Source organism: Pseudomonas sp. App30 (assembly GCF_047947025.1).
Taxonomy (GTDB): Bacteria; Pseudomonadota; Gammaproteobacteria; order Pseudomonadales; family Pseudomonadaceae; genus Aquipseudomonas.
The window spans coordinates 107,815-128,608 of record NZ_CP133166.1 but is presented as its reverse complement, the minus strand read 5'-3'; the positions used below and the strand labels follow the sequence as shown (position 1 = coordinate 128,608).

General features: G+C 62.8%; 15 protein-coding genes. 2 read left to right on the top strand and 13 right to left on the bottom strand.

Features of this window, described 5'->3' with window-relative positions:
• Window positions 1–29: 29 nt before the first annotated feature.
• Window positions 30–2,267, top strand: coding sequence for a beta-glucosidase family protein (locus RAM80_RS31575; protein ID WP_416427636.1), 2,238 nt, complete (start codon window positions 30–32; stop codon window positions 2,265–2,267).
• A gap of 197 nt (window positions 2,268–2,464) precedes the next feature.
• On the opposite strand, the gene RAM80_RS31570 is transcribed toward RAM80_RS31575, so the two are convergent.
• The 13 genes from RAM80_RS31570 to RAM80_RS31510 all read right to left on the bottom strand — a co-directional run bounded on the left by RAM80_RS31570 (window position 2,465) and on the right by RAM80_RS31510 (window position 19,833).
• Window positions 2,465–4,273, bottom strand: coding sequence for an ABC transporter ATP-binding protein (locus tag RAM80_RS31570; RefSeq protein WP_416427635.1), 1,809 nt, complete (start codon window positions 4,271–4,273; stop codon window positions 2,465–2,467).
• A 76-nt stretch (window positions 4,274–4,349) separates the two neighbouring features.
• On the bottom strand, window positions 4,350–5,213 hold the full coding sequence (locus RAM80_RS31565) for a sulfurtransferase (protein WP_416427634.1): 864 nt from the start codon (window positions 5,211–5,213) through the stop codon (window positions 4,350–4,352).
• Window positions 5,214–5,238: 25 nt separating this feature from the next.
• Window positions 5,239–6,561, bottom strand: a complete 1,323-nt coding sequence (locus RAM80_RS31560; RefSeq protein ID WP_416427810.1) for an LLM class flavin-dependent oxidoreductase — start codon at window positions 6,559–6,561, stop codon at window positions 5,239–5,241.
• Between the two features lie 51 nt (window positions 6,562–6,612).
• The gene (locus RAM80_RS31555; protein ID WP_416427633.1) at window positions 6,613–7,443 is read right to left on the bottom strand and encodes a class II aldolase/adducin family protein; all 831 of its coding nucleotides are present in this window, start codon (window positions 7,441–7,443) and stop codon (window positions 6,613–6,615) included.
• Between the two features lie 72 nt (window positions 7,444–7,515).
• Complete coding sequence (locus RAM80_RS31550; protein ID WP_416427632.1) at window positions 7,516–8,847, bottom strand: TldD/PmbA family protein; 1,332 nt, start codon at window positions 8,845–8,847, stop codon at window positions 7,516–7,518.
• Complete coding sequence (locus RAM80_RS31545) at window positions 8,847–10,292, bottom strand: TldD/PmbA family protein (protein ID WP_416427631.1); 1,446 nt, start codon at window positions 10,290–10,292, stop codon at window positions 8,847–8,849. Before RAM80_RS31545 ends, RAM80_RS31550 begins: the two co-directional genes overlap by 1 nt.
• A 60-nt stretch (window positions 10,293–10,352) precedes the next feature.
• Window positions 10,353–11,957, bottom strand: coding sequence for an ABC transporter ATP-binding protein (locus RAM80_RS31540; RefSeq protein WP_416427630.1), 1,605 nt, complete (start codon window positions 11,955–11,957; stop codon window positions 10,353–10,355).
• Between the two features lies 1 nt (window position 11,958).
• Window positions 11,959–12,978 (bottom strand): ABC transporter permease, encoded by a 1,020-nt coding sequence (locus RAM80_RS31535; protein ID WP_416427629.1) that lies wholly within the window; start codon window positions 12,976–12,978, stop codon window positions 11,959–11,961.
• Window positions 12,978–14,048, bottom strand: coding sequence for a microcin C ABC transporter permease YejB (locus tag RAM80_RS31530; protein WP_416427627.1), 1,071 nt, complete (start codon window positions 14,046–14,048; stop codon window positions 12,978–12,980). The genes RAM80_RS31535 and RAM80_RS31530 overlap by 1 nt, the downstream gene beginning before the upstream one ends.
• Window positions 14,035–15,888 carry an extracellular solute-binding protein gene (locus tag RAM80_RS31525; protein WP_416427626.1) on the bottom strand — a complete coding sequence of 618 codons (1,854 nt, stop codon included), beginning with the start codon at window positions 15,886–15,888 and terminating at the stop codon, window positions 14,035–14,037. Before RAM80_RS31525 ends, RAM80_RS31530 begins: the two co-directional genes overlap by 14 nt.
• Window positions 15,889–15,904: 16 nt before the next feature.
• A complete protein-coding gene (locus RAM80_RS31520; RefSeq protein WP_416427625.1) occupies window positions 15,905–18,250 on the bottom strand; it encodes a TonB-dependent siderophore receptor in 2,346 nt (781 codons plus the stop codon).
• A gap of 123 nt (window positions 18,251–18,373) precedes the next feature.
• The gene (locus RAM80_RS31515; RefSeq protein ID WP_416427624.1) at window positions 18,374–19,324 is read right to left on the bottom strand and encodes a FecR domain-containing protein; all 951 of its coding nucleotides are present in this window, start codon (window positions 19,322–19,324) and stop codon (window positions 18,374–18,376) included.
• On the bottom strand, window positions 19,321–19,833 hold the full coding sequence (locus tag RAM80_RS31510; RefSeq protein WP_416427623.1) for a sigma-70 family RNA polymerase sigma factor: 513 nt from the start codon (window positions 19,831–19,833) through the stop codon (window positions 19,321–19,323). Before RAM80_RS31510 ends, RAM80_RS31515 begins: the two co-directional genes overlap by 4 nt.
• Window positions 19,834–20,049: 216 nt before the next feature.
• Between RAM80_RS31510 and RAM80_RS31505 the strand changes: the two genes are divergently transcribed.
• Window positions 20,050–20,748, top strand: coding sequence for a helix-turn-helix transcriptional regulator (locus RAM80_RS31505; protein WP_416427622.1), 699 nt, complete (start codon window positions 20,050–20,052; stop codon window positions 20,746–20,748).
• The last annotated feature ends 46 nt before the right edge of the window (window positions 20,749–20,794 follow it).

Below are 20,794 nucleotides of genomic sequence, written 5' to 3'. Positions count from 1 at the left end.
ATGCAAGTATTCGACTAAAGGATATGACGATGAAAACACCTGCCCTGCCCTTTGCCATCAGCCTGGTGACACTGGCGTTGATGAACGCCACCGGCGCATCGGGTGCAACCCCACCCTGGGCGGATGCCCACGCGACCCCGGACATGCGCGCCCAAAGCGTGGTCAAGGACATGACATTGGAGGAGCAATTGCAACGCGTGCACTCGGAGATGGCGATGCCCATTCTGGGTTTCAGCGTACCTGTTGGAGCCTTGGGTTCGGCAGGGTATATCCCCGCCGACAGCAAGCATGGAATCCCTGCCCTGCAAGTCACCGATGCAAGTCTGGGGGTGGGCAACCCCAACAATGTGCGGCCAGGTGATGGTGGAACGCCTTTGCCGTCTGGCCTGTCAATCGCCGCGACGTGGAATCCGCAAACCGCCCGCCAGGCTGGCTCCATGATTGGCCATGAAGCCTGGAGCAAGGGCTTCAACGTGATGCTGGCCGGTGGTGTCAACCTGGCGCGCGACCCACGCAACGGCCGCAACTTCGAATATTTCGGTGAAGATCCTCTGCTGGCAGGCACCACTGCGGGGGAAACCATCAACGGGGTGCAGGCTCAGCACGTGCTATCGACGGTCAAGCATTTTGCCCTCAATGACCAGGAAACCGCGCGCATGGGGCTCAGCGCCAACATTGGCGAGCAGGCCCTGCGCGAAAGCGATCTACTGGCATTTCAACTGGCTATCGAGAAAGGCCAGCCAGGCGCGGTCATGTGCGGGTACAACCGGGTCAATGGCGTGTACAACTGCGAAAATAAAACGCTGTTGCAAGATATTCTAAAGGACCAGTGGAGCTACCGCGGCTTTGTCATGTCCGATTGGGGGGCAGTCCATAGCCCGGAGGCTGCGCTGAGGGGCCTCGACATCGAAATGGGCACGCAAATCGACAAACTGCTGTACGGCAGCATACCTTTCCAGATACCGCTGGCACAAAAAGCCGCGGCTGATATCGCCTACCGCACCCGCGTCGCCGACATGAATACTCGTATTCTGCGGTCGGTCTTCGCGGCGGGCTTGGTGGAGCATCCACCGATCACGACACCGATCGACTATACGCTCAGCCGGGAAGTGGCGCACAAGGTAGCGCTGGAGGGTTCCGTACTGCTGCGTAATGAGCATCAGGCACTGCCGCTGAGCACCTCGGCCCAGCGCATTCTGGTCATTGGTGGTCACGCCGACGTTGGGGTGCTATCGGGCGGGGGCTCAGCGCAGGTCATCGAGCCCGAGGGGCCAGCGCTGTCGATCCCGCAAGGCGGCGAAGGCCTGCTGGCCAGCACCAGGGCTCAGGTCTGGCATCGATCCTCGCCACTGCAAGCCCTGAAGGGTGCCTTGCCCCAGAGCGTCATCACGTTCAACGATGGTCGCTCACCCGGCGAGGCAGCGGAACTGGCCCGACACGCAGACGTGGTCATTGTGTTCGCCACCCAGTGGATGATGGAAAGCTACGACACCTACGACCTTAATTTGCCCCAGGGTCAAAATGAACTGATCGATGCTGTGGCGTCGGCCAACCCTCACACAGTGGTGGTACTGGAAACAGGAGGCGCCGTCGCCATGCCGTGGCTGAACAAGACCGCTGCCGTGCTGGAAGCCTGGTATGCAGGCGCCAGCGGCGGCCAGGCCATCGCGGACCTGTTGACCGGACGACACGCGCCATCGGGCCGGCTGCCGGTGACGTTCCCCTCCTCGCTTGAGCAATTGCCCCGCCCTGCGATAGCCAGCTTCGGTGCGAAGGACACCGAACGCCTGGACGTGAACTACGACATCGAAGGGGCCGACGTAGGCTACCGATGGTTTGCCCGTACCCACGCCAAGCCGCTGTTCCCCTTCGGTTATGGCCTGACCTACACGCAGTTTGCCTATAGCAACGTCAAGGTGACCTCCAGCGCCCCGCTGCGCGTCACGGCCACCGTGACGAACACCGGCAAAGTGGCTGGCCGGGACGTGCCACAGCTCTACTTGACCCACGTTCCCGGCCGCCCCCAGCAGCGATTGCTCGGCTGGAGCAGCGTCTCGCTCAAGCCGGGTGAGAGCCAGCAGGTCAGCGTGGAGGTGGATGATCGGCTACTGGCGGACTTTGATGTCAATCAGCGCCAGTGGAATGTGCCCGCAGGCGACTACCAGGTGGCTCTAGGTCGCTCAGCCACCGATCTGGAGGCATCGTTGACGCTGCACAGGCAAGCCAATCGCTTTGCCGACCGCCCGGTGACGCAGCCCTTGCCGTAGCGTTGACAGTAGTCAGGAGGACGGTGGATATGCCTACGACGTCCTCTTGGCGGCTTACTCCTCATGGCTGCGCTACGACCTCTTGGAATAGTGCGTAAAACTGATGGATATCCTCCGGGGTGATGCGGCGAATCTTGATGTGATGTCCTTGTCGGTGTAGGTGTGAGGTGACTAATGGTTAGCAAGCCTCTTTCAGGCTATCGATATCCGCGTGCCTGCACATCAAACAGACTCGCGTACCGCCCCCGTGCCGCCATCAACTGATCGTGGTCGCCCTCCTCCAGTATCCGCCCCTGATCCAGCACGATGATGTGATCCGCATTGCGCACGCTGGAGAATCGGTGGGAAATCAACACGCTCATGCAGCCCTTGGCGTGTTCGCGAAAGCGCTCGAACACCTCAGCCTCCGCCCCGGCGTCGAGTGCGGCGGTGGGCTCGTCCAGGATCAAGAGATCGGCGTCACGCCGCATATAGGCGCGCGACAGCGCGACCTTCTGCCATTGCCCGCCCGACAGCTCCTGCCCACCCATCCAACGGCCCAGCAGCGTGGTGTAGCCGTTGCTGAGGCGTTCGATGAAACCGGCGGCCACGCCTTGGCTGGCAGCGCTGCGCCAGCGTGACTGGTCGTCGAATGCGCTGACGTCGCCTACCCCCAGGTTCTCGCCCACGCTCATCTGGTAGCGTATGTAGTCCTGGAAAATAACGCCGATGCGCCGGCGCAGGGCGTCTTCGTCCCAATCCTGCAGGTCACTGCCATCGAGCAGGATCCGCCCTTCGTGGGGGCTGTACAGCCGTGTGAGCAGCTTGATCAGGGTGGTCTTGCCCGAACCGTTTTCGCCTACCAAGGCCAGGCTTTTACCCTGGACAATGTGCAGGTTGATCCCGCTGAGGGTGGCATGGGCGGCTCCGGGGTAGCGAAAACCCAGTTGCTCACAGCGCAGGCCCTCGCCAGGGCTCACGCCAGCGGTAAGCGTGCCACGCTTGGGGGGCGTGTGGACACTCAGGTAGTCGTGCAGGTCGGAGAGGTAAAGGCCGTCCTCATACAGCCCGGCAATGGCGCTGAGGCTGGCGGTGATTGCGCTTTGGCCTTGTTTGAACAGCGCCAGGTACATGGTCATCTGGCCCAGTGTGATACCCCCTTGCACGGTGGCCAGCACGATCCAGGCATAAGCCAGGTAAAACGCTGCGGTACCCAGCAGGCCCAGGGCAAAGCCCCAGCTGTCACGGCGCAGGGTCAGTCGCCGGTCTTCGCCATACAGACGCAGGAAGTTGTCCCGGTAACGCTGCAGCAGCACAGGCGCCAGCCCGAACAGCTTGACCTCCTTGACATGCACTTCATGGGACAGCAGCGTTTCAAGGTAGGACTGCTGGCGGGTCTCCGGCGCCCTGCGTTGGAACAGGCGGAACGCGTTGCCGGAAAAATGCGTCTCGGCGAAAAATACCGGCAGCGCACCCAGTACCAGAACCAGCAGCACCCACGGTGAGAAATGCACCAGCAGCACGGCAAAACTGATCAGTGAAATCAGGTTTTGCACCAGGCCCAGGCTTTTGGTGACCAGGCTCAACGGTCGGCTGGAAGCACCCTGGCGCACGCGCATTAACCGGTCGTTGTAGTCCGAATCCTCACATTGCAGCAGTGAGAGGGTCTGGGCCTTTTCCAGCACCAGCAGGTTCACTTTCTGCCCCAATTGCACCCGCAACAACGATTGTTGCATGGACAGCCCCCGCTGCGCCGCCGCCAGCAGCGCCAACATCCCTGCCTCGGCCAGCACGTAACGCAGTACCGGCCACAACGGCGGCGGCTGGCCGGCGGCGTGAACCTGCATGGCCTGGACGACGCCATCAACGATACGCTGCCCTACCCAGGCCGCCAGGGCCGGCAACAGGCCGGCGATCAGCGTCGCCAGCACCAGGCCCAGGAATAGCCCGCGGGAGGTTTCCCACACCAGGCCCAATGCTTGCCCGGCCTGACGAGTAAAAGCGCACACACGATTGAACACCACCATGAAAGACACAGACTCCCTGTTCGACACGACAGATCAACGTGCCGGTCAGGCCTACGCCTGCCGGCACCGGGTGATATCAGGCAGGCTCGCCGGTGGCGATGGGCGCAAGCTGATCACTGCTCCACTCGCTCCAGGAGCCGGGGTACAGACGAGCGCCACCCAGACCGGCAATTTCCAGGGCCAGCAGGTTGTGGCAGGCCGTGACACCGGAGCCGCATTGCTGCACCGATTGCTGCGCCTCATGGGCGCCCAGCAAGGCAGAAAACTCGGCACGCAGGTCGGCTGCGGGCTTGAAGCGGCCATCGGCACCCAGGTTGTCGCGGAAGAAACGGTTGCGCGCGCCAGGAATGTGCCCGCCCCGCGCATCCAGGGTTTCGTTCTCGCCGCGGAAGCGATCGGGCGCCCGCGCATCGACAACCACCAGCGGCCCCTGCCCTTGCAGGTTGGCCAGCACCGCCGCGCGGCCCACGGTGTCGACCAATGCCTGGCGGCTGACAAAGTTACCCGGCAACGGCTGCGAGCGTTCGCTTTGCAACCCTTGGCCTGCGGCGGTCCAGGCCGGCAGCCCGCCGTCCAGCACGGCCACGTTTTCATGGCCCAGCCAGCGCAGCAGCCACCAGGCGCGGGCGGCAAACATACCGCCCTGGGCATCGTAAACCACGACTTGCTGGTCTTGATACAAGCCCAGTGCACGCAAGCGGACAGCCAAAGTGTCGCGCGCAGGCAACGGATGGCGCCCATTGTGGCCAGTCTTCGCCCCGCTCAGGTCACGATCCAGGTGCAGGTACTGCGCACCGGGCAAATGCCCCTCGGCGAAAGCCGCTTCGCCACTGCCTGGCGCGGCCAGGTCGAAGCGGCAATCGAGCAACAGCGGCGCGGGCCCCTGCTGCACAAGCGCGGCCAGTTCAGGCCCATCGATCAAGGTGGTATACGTGGTCATCAAGCACTTTCCTTCTGAAATCAAGTTACGCCACAACCTGGGCGTGGCGGTTGGCGATGAAGGGCAGGCCAAGGTTTTCGCGCAGCGTCTGCCCTTGGTATTCCTCGCGGAACAGCCCTCGGCGTTGCAACTCGGGCACCACAAGTTCGGCGAAATCGGTGATGCCCTGATGCAGCCCCGAGAACATCACGTTGAAGCCATCGGCGGCGCCCCCTTCGAACCAGGCCTGAAAATCGTCGGCGATCGTGTGCGGCGTGCCAATTAGGATGCGGTGCCCGCCCGCCGTCAGTTGGTTGAACAGCTCGCGCACGGTGGGGCGCTCCCGGCGGATCAGGTCAACCACCAGTTTCTGCCGGCTCTTGTGGCCGTTGGTGTCAAGATCGTCAGGCGGCAGCGGTACCACGGAATCGAACGGCAACTCCGACAGGTCGATGTCCAGGCCGACAAACCGCGAGATCGAACGCAGGAACTCTGGTGGGTTCAACAAGGCCTGCTGCTGGTCATAGCGCGCCTGGGCTTCTTCCAGGGTGCGGCCGACGATGGGTGATACACCCGGCAGTACTTTCAGATTCTCGGGGTTACGCCCCAGCGCCTTGGCGCGCTGCTTGATTTCCTGGTAGAACGCCTGGCCTTGCTGCAGGGTGTGCTGGGCAGTGAAGATCAGCTCGCCGGCACGCGCCGCCAGGGCGCGCCCCGCGTCGGATGAGCCCGCCTGGGCGATCACCGGGTAACCCTGCACCGGGCGAGAAGCGTTGAGCGGGCCACGCACCTGGAAGTGCTGGCCGTGGTGGTTGAGCACATGCATTTTGTTCACGTCCAGGAAGCGCCCACTGTCTTTGTCCTGGACAAAGGCGTCATCCTCCCAGCTGTCCCACAGGCCGCTGACCACGTCGTAGAACTCTTCGGCGCGGGCGTAGCGATCGGCGTGCAGCACATGGGCGTCGAGGTTGAAATTTTCGCCGCCGCCCAAGGAAGTCACCAGGTTCCAGCCTACCCGGCCGTGGCTCAGGTGGTCGATGTTGGCCAACTTGCGTGCCAGGTTGTAGGGCTCGTTGTAGGTGGTGCTGGCGGTACCGATCAGGCCAATGCGCTGGGTAGTCAGCGCCAGTGCCGGCAGCAGTACCAACGGGTCCCAGCGCACGCTGGTCGGGCTGCCATACAGCGTGGCCTTGTCCGGGTCGACGTTGACGGCGTCATTGAAAAACACCGCATGGAATTTCGCTGCCTCAAGGGTTTGCGCGGTCCAGCGGAAATGGTCGAAGTCGCGAAACAAATCGGTGGCTGCCGCTGGGTGGCGCCACACCGAACTCATGAAACCGGCGCTGGGGATGAATGCGCCCAGGATCATCTGCTTGGGGGAATGACTCAAAGTTGGCTCCTTGGAAGGGTAAACACAGGCTCAGTCGAGCAGGTCCGGTTGTTCCGCGCGAATGCGGTCCCACAGCGGCAGGAAGTTCAGCCAGGCGAAAAACTCCTGGCCGGGCTTGTCGCTTGCCTTGGGTGGGTCGAGGTCGGGTATCACCGGCGTCCCTGCCGAATACGCCAGCAAGTGGGCGCGCGCGGTGTCGTCAGCCAGGATGAAGCGCCAGGCCGCGGTCTCCACGCTCTGGCCCACGGTCCACAGGCCATGGTTCTGCCACACCAGCAGGTTGTGCTGGGCAAAGGTGTCGACGAAGGCGCGGCTGACGCGGTCGCGGTCGCGCTCCACGCCATCTTCGGCGTTGCGCAGGGCCAGGCGCGGGAACAGCACCTGGTCGCCCTGGAAATAGCTCGACTCGGCGGTAATGGGCTGGAACAACTTGCCCAACGAAGACCACACCCGACCATGAAAACCGTGCACATGGGCGATGCCGACCACTTCAGGGCGGGCTTTTTGCAGGTCATAGTGCAGTTCCAGCGCGCTGGTATTCAGCACGCCCTCGCCCTCCACCACGCGGCCATCGCCGTCCACGCGCATCAGGTCCGATACGCGGATCTGCGAAAAGGGCACGCCCAGTGGGTTGATCCAGAAATGGTCGGTGTCCACCGGGTCGCGGGCGGTGAAATGCCCAGCCACCCCGACCTCGAAACCCAATTGGGCAAACAGGCGATAGGCTGCGGCCAGGCGCTGCTTGCGATGCAGGCGCTCCTTGAGCGGATCCTTGTGGTGCAGCGGCTCGCGTAAAGTCAGGCGATGATCGATCTGCGGCAGATCGCGAATACTGTGGGTAAAACGTGAGGTAGCGCTCATCAAGCGGGCTTTCCTGGCAGTGTTGAGGCGCAGCCGCCTCAACGGCTGCGCCAGGGTGAAATGGGGCGTGGCTTACAGGGTCAGTGTGAAACCCTCCACCAGGGCGCCGGGCAGCAGTACCGTCTGAGCATCGCGATGGTTGTAGGAGCGGGTGCTGATGCGTAGGGTCCGCTCGCGCGTCAACGCCAGCAGGTTGTCTCCGAGTACCGAGTAAAGGCTGTCGTCAAAACGCATCGTGTCGATGGGCGCGATGATCTGGCCGTCCTCCACCCAGAAACTGGCAAACCGGGTCAGGCCGGTGACCCGGGCAAGGCCCACGTCCGAGTAGTTCAGGTACCAGAGGTTGCCGATGTACAGGCCGGTGCCCAGCGCCTGCAACACCTCGGCCGTGGGCAGATCGCCTGCGGCCATGACCAGCGACGAAGGCAGTTCGCTGCCGTCCACGCCATTGGCCTGCAAACCGTATTCGCGAGCCGAACGGGCACCGACCAGTTGGCCTACCAACTCACCGGCGCTGATCAACGGTTGGTCCTGACGCAAGCTGCCGTCGCCGTTAAACAGCGGTTCCAGCCCGGTGGAGGCCGATTCACTCAGGCTGAACCTGGCGGACAGGCTGGCGGTGCCCAACTGCAGCGCTTGCAAGGCACTGCTGCGGTTATTCAGCGCCCGGGCGGAAAAGCCACCCCGCAACATCGACACCAGCGAGTTCAGCGCCGCCGGGGCGAAGTAGGTGCGGTAACGGCCCGGGCTCAGGCTTTTGCGCGGTTTGCCCAGGTGCACCAACTGCTCGCGCCCCTGGGCGAACTGCGCGGCCAGGGCATCGCGGTCCCAGTGGCTGGCCGCGTAGGTGATCTTCACTGCCTCGCCGTTGGCGTGGAACAGGCTGAAATCCAGGCTGGCGCTGGTCGCCACATGCCAACCACGCCCGCCCCAAGAGCTGGCGAAGCCGCGGTACAGGGGACCGCCAGCGTAGATGCCGACCATGTCCAGGCCCTCGCTGAGGCTCACCACCTGCTCGATCAGCTCGGCAGCACTGGGCACCTCACCGTCGCGTTCACGCTCGCTGGTGAACGCTTGATTGTGCAATTGCAGGTAAGGGTCGGCGGGCAACTGCACCAGCAGAGCACGCAGTTGCGCCAGCGCCCTGCCCAGCCGTGCAATGTCCAGGTCGACTTCACCGGTCAGGGCCAGGGTTTCACTGGCGTGGCGTTCATCGCTGATCAAGCGCAGCGTGACTTCAATCTGCCTGACCTCACTGACCTGCCGCACGCGGCCATGGTTGAAGCGGATGAACTGCGAGTCCTCGGCACTGTAGGCCAGGGAAAACTGCTCGCCGCTGGCCAACTGCTCATTGAGCCAGTGGGCCAGGTGGTCGAACGCGTCTCGATAGTGGAAATGGCTCATCAGGCTTGCCCCCCGAACACATCAATCTGCTGGAACACACAGGCGGGCGAGGCATGGCCCACGGTGATCGATTGGTTGGGTTCGCCCTTGCCGCAGTTGGGCGTACCCAGCACCTCGAAGGTGGAGTGGTCGCCGACGGCGCTCAGGTTGCGCCAGAACTGCGAAGACACCCCGCGGTAGTTGGGGTTTTTCACCACGCCGGCCAACTGACCGTTTTCAATCAACTGGCCCCACTCACAGCCGAACTGGAACTTGTTGCGGGCCTGGTCGATCGACCAGGAGCGGTTGGTGGCCATGAGAATCCCTTGCTCGATGTTGCTGATCATGCTGGCCAGCGTCTGGTCGCCCGGCTCGACGTTAAGGTTGGCCATGCGGTCGATGGGCGCGCGGTTCCAGTCGCAGGCGCGGCTGTTGGCCACCCCGTCCAGGCCCGTGCGAGCCTGGGACAACGCCCCGCCCAAGGGACGCTTGAGCACCCCGCCTTCGATCAGCAAGTGCTTGTTGGCCACCAGGCCCTCATCGTCGTGGCTGTAGCTGCCCAGCTCGCTCTCCACCTGCGGGTCGAAGCTCACGTTGAGTAACGGCGAGCCGTATTGGTAGTGGCCGAACATGTCCGGGGTGACGAAGCTGGTGCCGGCAAAATTGCGCTCATCGCCCAGGATGCGATCCATCTCCAACGGGTGACCGATGGATTCATGGATCTGCAGGATCATCTGATCAGGCATCAGCAACAGGTCTCGCGGACCTTGCGGGGTATTGGGCGCGGCCAGCAACTGCAGGGCCTGGTCTGCCACCTGCTCGATCTGGCCTACAAAGCCACTGTCCTGCACCACGGCATTGCTGCCCTGGCGGGCCACCGTCCAGGTGCGGCGCTGGCTTTGCTTGCCATCAAAAGCGGTTACGTCCAGGCGGGGGTAGAACAGGCGCTTGTGGGTGAGGATTTCGCTGCCGGTGCTGTCGATATACAGCTGCTGCCGGTCGGTGATCCGCAGCCCGGCAGACCAGTTCACCAGCTTCTCATGGCGCGGCACACGGGCCGACTCGCCACGCAGCACGTCGAGCCAATACGCCGTGTCGGGCAAAGGCTGCTCGGCGCCGGGCGAGGCATACGCGGTGTGTACCGCCTCACCCTGCAGGGACGGCAGCTTCAACAGACCCAGCTCACCCGTTGCCTGAGCCAGTTGCAAGGCGCGATCGTATGCACGGCTCAAGCCCTGTTCCGTCAAGTCACTGGTGGCGGCGAAGGCCTCGTTGCCATTGACGCGTACGCACAGCATCACACCGCAGCTGGACTGGCGGCGCGGCGGGTCGATGACGTTACGGGTGACTGACAGCCCCACGGTGTCGTGCTGCACATACCGCAGCGAGTGAAACTGGCCAGCGCCCAGGCGCAGCCGACTGAAGCGCGACAGCAGCAGCCTGAGTGAGGATGTATCTTCAAACATTGAGTCGACTCCCTGTACAGCGATTGCGGGGCAGCCAGGCTGCCTTGGGTTCAGTTGGGGTTAGTGCACATCGGCCAGCGCGGCCGGTGCCGGCGTGCCGGACGCAAAGGCGGCGGCCAGCAATTGCCGGGTGTAGGGGTGCCTGGGCGCATCGAACACCTGCGCCGTGGCACCGCGTTCCAGCACCTGCCCGTCCTTCATCACCAACAGGTCATGGGCCAGGGCGCGGACTACCGCCAGGTCATGGCTGATGAACAGGTAGGTCAGGCCGTGGCTGCGTTGCAGGCGGCGTAGCAGGTCGATGATCTGTTTCTGCACCGTGCGGTCCAGCGCCGAGGTGGGCTCATCGAGCAGGATGAAATCGGGCTTGAGCACCAGGGCCCGGGCGATGGCGATGCGTTGGCGCTGGCCACCGGAAAATTCATGGGGGTAGCGGTGACGTACCTCAGGGTCCAGGCCCACTTCCTGCAGCACGGCAATGACCGCGTTTTCTCGCTCGGTAGCGCCGAGATCGGTGTGCACCCCCAGCCCCTCGGCGATAATCTGCAGCACGCTCAGGCGTGGGCTGAGGCTGCCGTAGGGGTCCTGGAAAACCATCTGCATACGTCGGCGCCAGGGGCGCATCTGCCAATCATCCAGCCCATCCAGCGAGGTGCCATCAAAGCGGACCTGCCCCTGGGCCTGGATCAGCCGGAGCATGGCCTGGCCCAGGGTGGATTTGCCCGAGCCCGATTCGCCGACAATGCCCAGAGTGGTGCCGCGCCGTACCACCAGGTCCACGCCCTGCACTGCCGCCAAGTACCGGCGCCGCCAGAACGGCCCGCCCAGGGCAAAGCGCACGTGCATGCCCTGCCCTTGCAGCAGCGTGCCGCTGGTTTGCACCGGCAAGGGATCACTGCCAGGCTCGGCGTCCAGCAACAGCTTGGTGTAGCTGTGCCGGGGCTGGGTGAACAAAGTTTCGCAGTCGGCCTGCTCGACGATGCAGCCCTCTCGCATCACCGCCACTCGCTGGGCGATGTGGCGCACCAGGTTGAGGTCGTGACTGATCAGCAACAGGGCCATGCCGGTCTGCCGTTGCAGGTCCTTGAGCAACTGCAGGATCTTGCGCTGCACGGTCACGTCCAGGGCCGTGGTGGGTTCGTCGGCAATCAGCAATTGCGGCTCGCAGGCCAGCGCCATGGCGATCATCACCCGCTGTCGCTGGCCGCCGGACAGCTGGTGCGGGTAGGCGCGCAGACGTTCCTCGGCCCGCTGTATCCCCACCTGCTCCAACAGCTCCAGGGTGCGCCGGCGAATGCCGTGGCCATCCAGTGAGGTATGCAGGCGCAAGGTTTCGCCGACCTGCCGCTCTACGCTGTGCAGCGGGTTCAGAGAGCTCATAGGCTCCTGGAAGATCATCGCCACGCGGTTGCCGCGTATGGCACGCAGGCGCGCGGCGCTGGTGCCCAGCAATTCCTCACCCAACAGCTTCACGCTGCCGCTGGCCTGCGCGCTGGCTGGCAGCAATTGCAGGATGGCGTGCGCCGTGACCGATTTGCCCGAGCCGGACTCGCCCACCAGGGCCAGGCATTCACCGGCGCGGATGTGCAGGCCGACACCGCGCACCACGGGCTGGTCGCGGAAGCTGACCCGCAAATCATCGATTTCAATCAGGTGGTTGGTCATGTCAGGCTCGTGGGTCAAATGCATCGCGGCACGCCTCGCCGATGAACACCAGCAGGCTGAGCAGCAACGCCAAGGTGAAAAAGGCGGTCAGGCCCAACCAGGGCGCTTGCAGGTTGTTTTTGCCTTGGGTGATCAACTCACCCAGGGAGGGGCTGCCCGCGGGCATGCCGAAGCCGAGAAAGTCCAGCGCCGACAAGGTGCCGATGGCGCCCGTGAGAATGAACGGCAGGTAGGCCAGGGTCGCGGTCAAGGCATTGGGCAGCACGTGGCGCACCATCACCTGGGTGTTGCTCAAGCCCAGGGCACGCGCCGCCTTCACGTACTCCAGGCTGCGGCCGCGCAACACCTCGGCGCGCACCACATCCACCAGCGACAGCCAGGCAAACGCCGCCATCATGCCCAGCAACCACCAGAAGCCGGGCTGGACAAACCCCGACAAAATGATCAGCAGGTACAGCACGGGCAGGCCTGACCAGATTTCCTGCAGGCGTTGGCCAAACAGGTCCACCCAGCCGCCGTGGTAGCCCTGCAGTACACCGGCCGCAATGCCTACCAGGCTGCTGATGCCCGTGAGTGCCAGCGCAAACAGCAGGGACAGGCGTACGCCGAAGATCACCCGCGCCAGTACGTCGCGAGCCTGGTCGTCGGTGCCCAGCCAGTTTTCCCGGTTGGGCGGGCTGGGTGCGGCAGTGCGCAGGTCGTAGTTCACCGTCTGCGCGCCGAAGGCAATGGGCGGGAACAGCATCCAGCCGCCCTGCTGCTTGATCAACTGGCGGAAATAGGTGCTGCGGTAATCCGGCTCGAAAGGCAGTTGCCCACCCAACTCGCGCTCGGTGTGGTTGGACAGCACGGGCACATACCAATGCCCCTGGCTGACCAGCAGCAAGGGCTTGTCATTGGCCAGCAGGTTGCCGCCCAGGCTCATGGCGAATACCGCCAGCAACAGCCACAACGACCAGTACCCGCGACGGTGTGATTTGAAGCGCTGCCAGCGGCGGCGATTGACCGGGGAAAGGCCCATCAGTGCCCCCTTGCCGAGAAGTCGATGCGCGGGTCGACCAGCCGGTAGCACAAGTCGCCCAGCAATTTGATCAGCAGGCCCGCGAAGGTGAAGATAAACAGCGCGCCAAAGACCACCGGATAATCCCGGGATACGGCGGCTTCGTAGCTCATGCGCCCCAGGCCATCGAGGGAAAACAACACCTCGATCAACAGCGACCCACCGAAGAACACGTGGACCAAGGCGTGGGGCAACCCTGCGACCACCGTCAGCATGGCGTTACGTAATACGTGGCCGTACAACACCTGGCGCTCAGTGGCACCCTTGGCGCGGGCGGTCATCACGTACTGGCGGGCCATCTCATCGAGAAAGCTGTTCTTGGTCACCAAGGTCAGCGTCGCGAACCCACCCACCACCAGCGCCGTGACGGGCAGCACCAGGTGGCGAGCGTAGTCCAGCACCTTGCCGCCGGTGGACAGCCTGGCGAAATTCTCCGACACCAGCCCGCGGATCGGGAACCAGTCCAAGCCGCTGCCACCGCCGAACGCCAGGATCAGGAGCAAAGCGAACAGGAAGCCTGGCAAGGCATAGCCGATGATGATGACCACGCTGCTCCAGACATCGAACGCACTGCCGTGCTTGACCGCCTTGCGGATGCCCAGCGGAATGGACACCCCATAGGTGATCAGCAACGCCCACAGCCCCAAGGACAGGGTGACGGGCATTTTCTCGACAATCATGTCGGTCACTTTGGTGCCGAGGAAAAAGCTATTGCCGAAGTCCAGGTGCGCGTATTGGGTCAGCATCAACCACAGCCGCTGCAGCGGTGGCTTGTCGAAGCCATATTGACGCTCGATATCGGCTACCAGGCGTGGGTCCAGCCCGCGGCCGGCCGATGAGCCCTGGGGCGTGTCGATGACCTCGGTCACGCCGACACCGATGCCCTGACCGGCGTCCAGGCCCTGCAGCCGCGCGATGGCCTGTTCCACCGGGCCACCTGGGGCGGCCTGGACGATGGCGAAGTTGACCAGCAGGATGCACACCAGGGTGGGGATGATCAGCAGCAGCCGCCGCAGGCTATAGGCGAGCATGGTTGTGCTCCTGCATCAGCTCACGCATCCGCGTGTTATCAATGGGCTGCTCGCTCACCTGCCACCAGGCGTCTATGCCGGGCTCGTACGGCGATGCCTGTGCCGGGCGGCCGAAGCGGTTCCACCACACCACCGGGTTGCCCGGCGGGTAATAGTTGGGTATCCAGTAGTAGCCCCACTGCAGGACGCGATCAAGCGCGTGGGCGTTGTCTTCCATCGTCTGGCGGTTGTCGGCCGTGATGACGTTGTTGATCAACTGATCGACTGCGGGGTTGCGCAAGGCCATGTAATTGCTGGACCCTGCATCACCCGCGGCCGCCGAGCCAAAGTAATTGAGCAACTCGCGCCCCGGGGTGGCCGACACCGGGATGCTCGCCATGATCATGTCGTAGTCACGGGTGCGCAGGCGATTGACGTACTGGGCGCTGTCGACGGAGCGATAGTCGAGGGTGATACCGATCTGCATCAGGTTGCGTTTGAAGGGCATGATCAGGCGGGCAAACATGGTGCCGCTGCTTAAAAAGGTGAAATGCAGCGGCTGGCCGGCGGAATTCACCAACTGGTTGCCGCGCGGGTGCCAACCGGCCGCCTCCAACAGGGCCAGGGCCTGCAGTTGCTTGTCGCGGATCATGCCACTGCCATCGGTGTGCGGGGGCTGGAAGGCTTGGGTGAACACCTCGTCCGGCAACTGCGCGCGCCAGGGCTCCAGCACGCGGAGCTCCCCAGGCCCTGGCAGGCCGGTGGCCGCCAGCGGGCTGTTGGAAAAGTAGCTGCGCTGACGTCGGTATACGTCGTACATCAGGCTGTGATTGGTCCATTCAAAATCCCACAGCAGCGCCAGCGCCTGGCGCACGCGGCGATCGGCGAACTGCGGCCGGTCCAGGTTGAAGAAAAAACCCTGGGCATTGCGAATGGCCCCGGGGATCAGGTGATCGCGCTGCAGCTCACCGCTTTGCAGCGCTTCACCGGCGTAGGCGGTGGCGTATTGGGCCGCAGAGCCCACCGCCTGCAGATCGAACGCTTTGGCACGCAATGCCTGCACGGTGCCGCTGCCGGTGTTGGCAAAGAACTCAATGCTCAGTTGATCGAAATTGAACTGGCCGCGGTTGACCGGCAGGGTCTCGCCCCACCACTGGCGGACACGCTGCAGGTGCACGCTGCGGCCCGGTTCGACCTTGGCTACACGGTACGGCCCGCTGCCGGGTGGTATATCGAAACCGGCGCCGTTGGCGAAGTCATGCTGCCGCCACCAGTGGGCCGGCAGTACGGGCAAGCTGGCGATCTCCAGCGGCAGTGTCCGATCCTGGCCGTGGGTGAAGTCGAAGCGTACCTGCAACGGCCCCTCGACACTGACCTGGCTGACGTTGGCGAACTGCATGCGATATTGCAGTTTGCCGTGGGCCATCAGTTGCTCGAAGGTGTAGCGCACATCCTCGGCCGTGATCGGAGTGCCGTCATCGAAGTGCGCAGCCGGGTTGAGCCGGAAGCGAATCCACGAACGGTCCGGCGCCAGCTCAAGGGTTTGCGCCACATCGGCATAGACCGTGAAGGGTTCATCCTGCGCACGCCTCGCCAAAGGCGCATACAACCAGCCTTCGAGTTGATCAATCCCGCGCCCTGTGTCTATAAAGGGGATCAGGTGATCAAAGGTGGCCGCGCTCGATGCCAAGCTCAACTGCCCGCCCTTGGGCGCAGTGGGGTCTACGTAGTCGAAGTGGGTGAAGTTCGCCGCGTACTTGGGCGCCTCGCCGTACACGGTCAGGTACGTCTGTGGCTGGGCATGAACCACCGGTGCGCACAACAGCACGCACCAGGCGAAGCGGGCCAGTCGCTGGAACATCGTCGACCTCCGGGTATCAGTAGTCGAAGCTGACGTTGAACGACAGGGTTCGCGGGGCACCCAGGTACACCGACCCGCTGGACGCAAACGCCCAGTAGCGCCGGTTGGCGATGTTGTCCATCGCCGCACGCAAGGTGACCTCGTGGCGGCCTACCGGGATGCTGTAGTTGGCACCAGCGCCGAACAGGGTCACGCCCGGCAGGTCGATGGTGTTGGTGTCATTGGCCTGGGAGGCGCTGTAGTACTGTGCGTTGGTGTACAGGTTGAGCCCGTCCAAAGCCGGTACTCTCTGACTCAGCTCCAGGCTTTGCTGAAAGCGCGGCACACCCGACACCTTGTTGCCTACCAGGGCGGCCTGGGCCTTGGTGAACGTGGCGTCCAGCCAAGTCGAACTGCTGTTGAGTGTGGTGGTGTCCGTCACGTTCAGGCGGCCGTTGAGTTCCAGGCCTTTGTAGACTTGCTCGCCACCCTGCACATAGGCGCCGGTGCTGTCGGCATAGTCAGCCCCGCGCTCAAGGCGGAATATGGCTACCGAACCGCCCCACGTTGGGCGATCGGTCTTGACGCCAACCTCGAACTGCTTGCTGAGAATCGGGTCCAGGGTATCGCCCGAGTTGGTGTAGGTGGAACCGACGGTCTCGCCCGCCTCCAGTGCCTTGACATAGCTGGCGTAGAACGTTGTGTCGGGGCGGGGCTTGTACATCAGCGCCACGGTTGGCGACAGCGGAACTTCCCTGTAGTCGGTGGTCTGCACACCTGAGGCGTTGTAGACATCCTGGGTGTAAATGGTCGAGCGCAGGCCAGTGAGCAACGACCAGCCATGCGTGAGATCAAAGGTGTCGCTGGCGAAAATGGATTTTTGCGTGATGTCCGATACGTGATACGTCGGGAAATCAAGCTGGCCTGTATAGGTGATGCGCGTCGGGTCGCTGTACAGGTTATTGTTGCCGATGGTCTTGAACAGTGAGGTGGTAGCTGATCGGCGATCATAGTCCTGCCACGATACCCCCAACACGACTTTGTGCCCGATGGGGCCGGTGCTGAAGTTGCCTTGCAACATGGCCTGCACCTGGTCGTAGACCGCCGTGCCATTACCGGTACTGATCCAGTCCTGGTAATCCCCCGCCTTGTTCAACAACGTTGGGTACTCAGAGAGGTAGTTGCGGTTCTGAAAGAAGTGGTTGTAATCCAGGCTCGCCGACCAGTCGTCATTGATGCTCCAGTGAAGGCCAGTGGCCACCATCCAGGCTCGGGTACGGAACGAGGTGTTGTTGATCCCTTGGCGATTACTGTCGGGGTTGATCACGCTGGGCAGGCTGGAACCACCGGTGTAGCTGGGCAGGCGATAGTTCTGGATGCCACCGTTGATGACCCGCTCCTGATACATCGTGTCGGCGGTCCATGTCAGGTCCGGGTTGATGCGCGCATCCAGGGACAACGAGTACGAGTCACGATTCACATGGGAGCGCGTGGGTGTTTCACCCTCCTCGTGGGTGGCATTGAGACGGTAACCGAAAGCATCTTCCGGCCCGGTCCGCCCCCCGACATCCACGTGTTCACTCCAGACACTGTTGGAACGCACACCGGCATCCACGCTCAGGGTGGTTTCCTCGGTGGGTTTCTTGGTGACGAAGTTCACCACGCCCCCGGGCGCGCCGAAGCCGTACATGAAGCCCGTGGCCCCCTTGAGCAACTGCACCGACTCGAACGTCTCCATCGGCAACTCAAGGGTGGTAATGAAGATCGGCAAGCCGTTGATCTTGTAGCTGCCGGCATTATCAAGGCGCACGCCGCGCACCGTCAGGTTGCTGGCGGTCAGAGAATAGGTATCACCATTGCTCTGCACCGTCGAGTCGCCGACAAATACCTTGTTCAAAGCCTTGACCTGACGGTCCTTGAGCTCCTCACTGTCGACCTGAACCACCGAAAAAGGCGTATCCAGCGCACTGGCGCTGCCCAATGCCCCGGAGTTGACTTTCGGGGGGCGAACTTGCTGGCCGGTCACGGTGACCGTTTTCAGGCGGGTGTCAGTGCTGACAGGGGCGGCATCGGGCTCGATGCTCAGGCCGATGTCACTCTGCACGCCATGCAGGCCGGTGCCACGCAGCGCCTGGTCGACAGCCTGTTCCACAGTCAACTCACCCTTGACCGGATTGCTTTTGATACCTTGCAGCGAGCGCCCCTGGAACGAGATGGGCACGCCGGCCTGGCGGGATATCTGCAGCAGCGCTTGATCCAGGGCTGATGCGGCCAAATCGAAGTGAACTACCTTGTTCGGTGGCAATGGGGCCGCCGTGGCCTGCCCCAGGCACGCACCGCTGAGCAGCCCGAGCGCCAATACCGATCCCTTCAGATACCCCATACATCGCCTCTGCAAACGTGTTTTGATGGGGATAGGTGAAACAACCGCGAAAAATAAACAGGGGGGGGAAATATTTTTTGTCCCCCCTCCACTGAGCCGCACAGGCGGGCGAGCGCCAGGTTGTCAGCCGCGTGGCTCGATGCTGACCCAATAAGGCGAGTAGTAATGAATACTCAACGGCAACGAGCGCTCCAGCAGTTTCAAGGTGCGGTCGCTGTCATCCAGAAAGTACAAGCCGGTAATGCGCAGATCCGCCACCTGTGGACTGACCACGATGATGCCGCGGCGGTATTTGCGCAGGTGCTCCACCACATCGCCCAGCGTGCTTTCGCGCACCTCCAGCAAACCGTCCGCCCAGGCGTCGTCATAGCCACTGGCAGGCTCCACGGCCAGGTAACCCTGCTCATCGAAACTGGCCGCCTCCCCTGCCTTGACCACCCGCTTGAGGCCCGAGCGTGTGGTGATTTCAACTTCCGAATGCAACATCACCAGGCGGGTCCGGTCGTCGCGGCGCTGCACCAGAAAACGTGTGCCCAGGGCTTGCATGCGGCCGTGTTCGGTTTCCACCACGAACGGCCTGCCCGGGTCACGCGCCACGTCCACCAGCAATTCACCACAACGCAGCAATACCAGCCGCTGGACACTGTCGAAGCGCACTACCACCCGGCTTTGCGCGTTCAAGGTCAGCGCACTGCCGTCCTCCAGTGTCAGCGAACGACGCTCGCCGGTACTGGTCTGCAATTGCCCGGCCTCGGGGATAAAACCGTACAGCCGACCCAGGCTCCAGGCCAGCGCCCCCAGCCCGACCACCGACAGGCTTTTACCCAGGAAGCGGCGTCGGGTGGAGGGCGTATTCACGGTGCCCAGCACGGTTTGCCGGGGAACTGGGCGCAAGGTGTCGAGCGGCACTTGAGCCAGCCCGCCGCCCATTCGGGCGATCAATTCCGCATGCCGTGGGTGACTGTCTCGCCAGGCGGCAAAGGCTCGCTGCTCGTCCTGGCTGGCATGGCCAGACATCAGGAGTGCCAGCCATTGCGCAGCCTCATCGATGGCACGGTGGTCGTTGTGGCTCATGCGTGCTCCATCACCAGGTAAATACGTTTGATGGCCTGGGCCATGTACTGCTGCACACGGGTGGGAGACACCCCCAGCAATCGACCGATTTGGGGGTACGTCATGCCGTCCAACTGGTGGTAAAGAAAAGCGGTGCGTGCGTTGCTGGACAGGCCATCCAGCAGGCGGTCCACCGCGTACAAGGCTTCCAGGATCAAATGCTGTTCTTCAGGCGAGGGGTGCAACCCTTCGGCTTGTGCACTCAGTCGCGCCATGTACGCCCGCTCCAGATCGCGACGGCGCCACCCTTCGTACATCAATCGGCGGGCAATGGTACTCAGCAGAGGTCGGGGCGCACGCACGGCCAGCAGGTCTTTAAGCGTCAAGGCCTGAATGAATGTCTCGGAGGCGATATCCTCGGCACTGTGCGAACAGTCTGTGTCTTTTCTGACCCAGGCGCGCAACCAGCGGTATTCTTTCCTGAACCATTGATCGATCACCTGATTGCGGGAAATATGATCGATATCCATCACTTGCCTCCCAGACTTAAAGCATCCGCTTGAAAAAGGGGGCTACTATGCGGGTGTCGTTTTCAAATCCAAAAGAATAAAAAATAACTTATTCATGCATTTTGGAAATATGCACCCCCATCCAGTTGGGCACATGACAACGCAATGGGTGGCGAGTGGCGCGAAGCTTGCTCAGTTTTGCCAGATTGCATGAATCAGGGAGGCCCAATGGGTAGCATGTCGAGAAACAACCAGGTGGATGGCGTCGCGCAGGTGGTATGGCAACTGTGTGAGTACAGGGGCAAGCCCGACGCGCGTGCTGCGGTGCTTGCGCAGGTCGCTCATTTGCTGCAGGCCGACTTCGCGGCGTCCTTTGTCTGGGATGACCAACAGCAGCGCTCGACCCGTCGTTGTTCGGTGAACATTGATGAGGCGCACCTGGACGGTTATGACACTTTCTTCCACCAGGTTGATCTGATCACCCCCGCGATGCGCACGGTGCGCGAAGCCACCAGCGTCGACCGCGTCATTCATCGACCGAACCTGCTGCACAGCCAGTTCTATCACGACTTTCTCAAGCCGGCGCACATGAACCACGGCATCAATGTCTACTTCGTCGATCAGGGTCGCGACTTGGGTGATCTTCGCCTGTGGCGGGCAGCTGGTGATCCTCCATTCGGAGAGCGTGAGGAGCGAATCCTCAAGGAGCTCACGCCGTTTTTCGTCAGGGCGCTATGCCCGCCAGCGCAAGCAGATTCCCCCCTGTCCCAGCGCGAAACCGAAGTCGCGCAGTGGGTCGCTCGTGGTGCAACGGACAAGCAGATCGCACGGGAATTGGGCATCGCGTTCACCACGGTACGTACGCACTTGAAAAATGCCATGGCTAAACTGGAATGCGTCAACCGCACACAGTTGTCACGCCACTTCGACGCCTGACTCATCATTTTTGAGGAGAGGCACAGGGTTGCTCGCACGCTAGAGT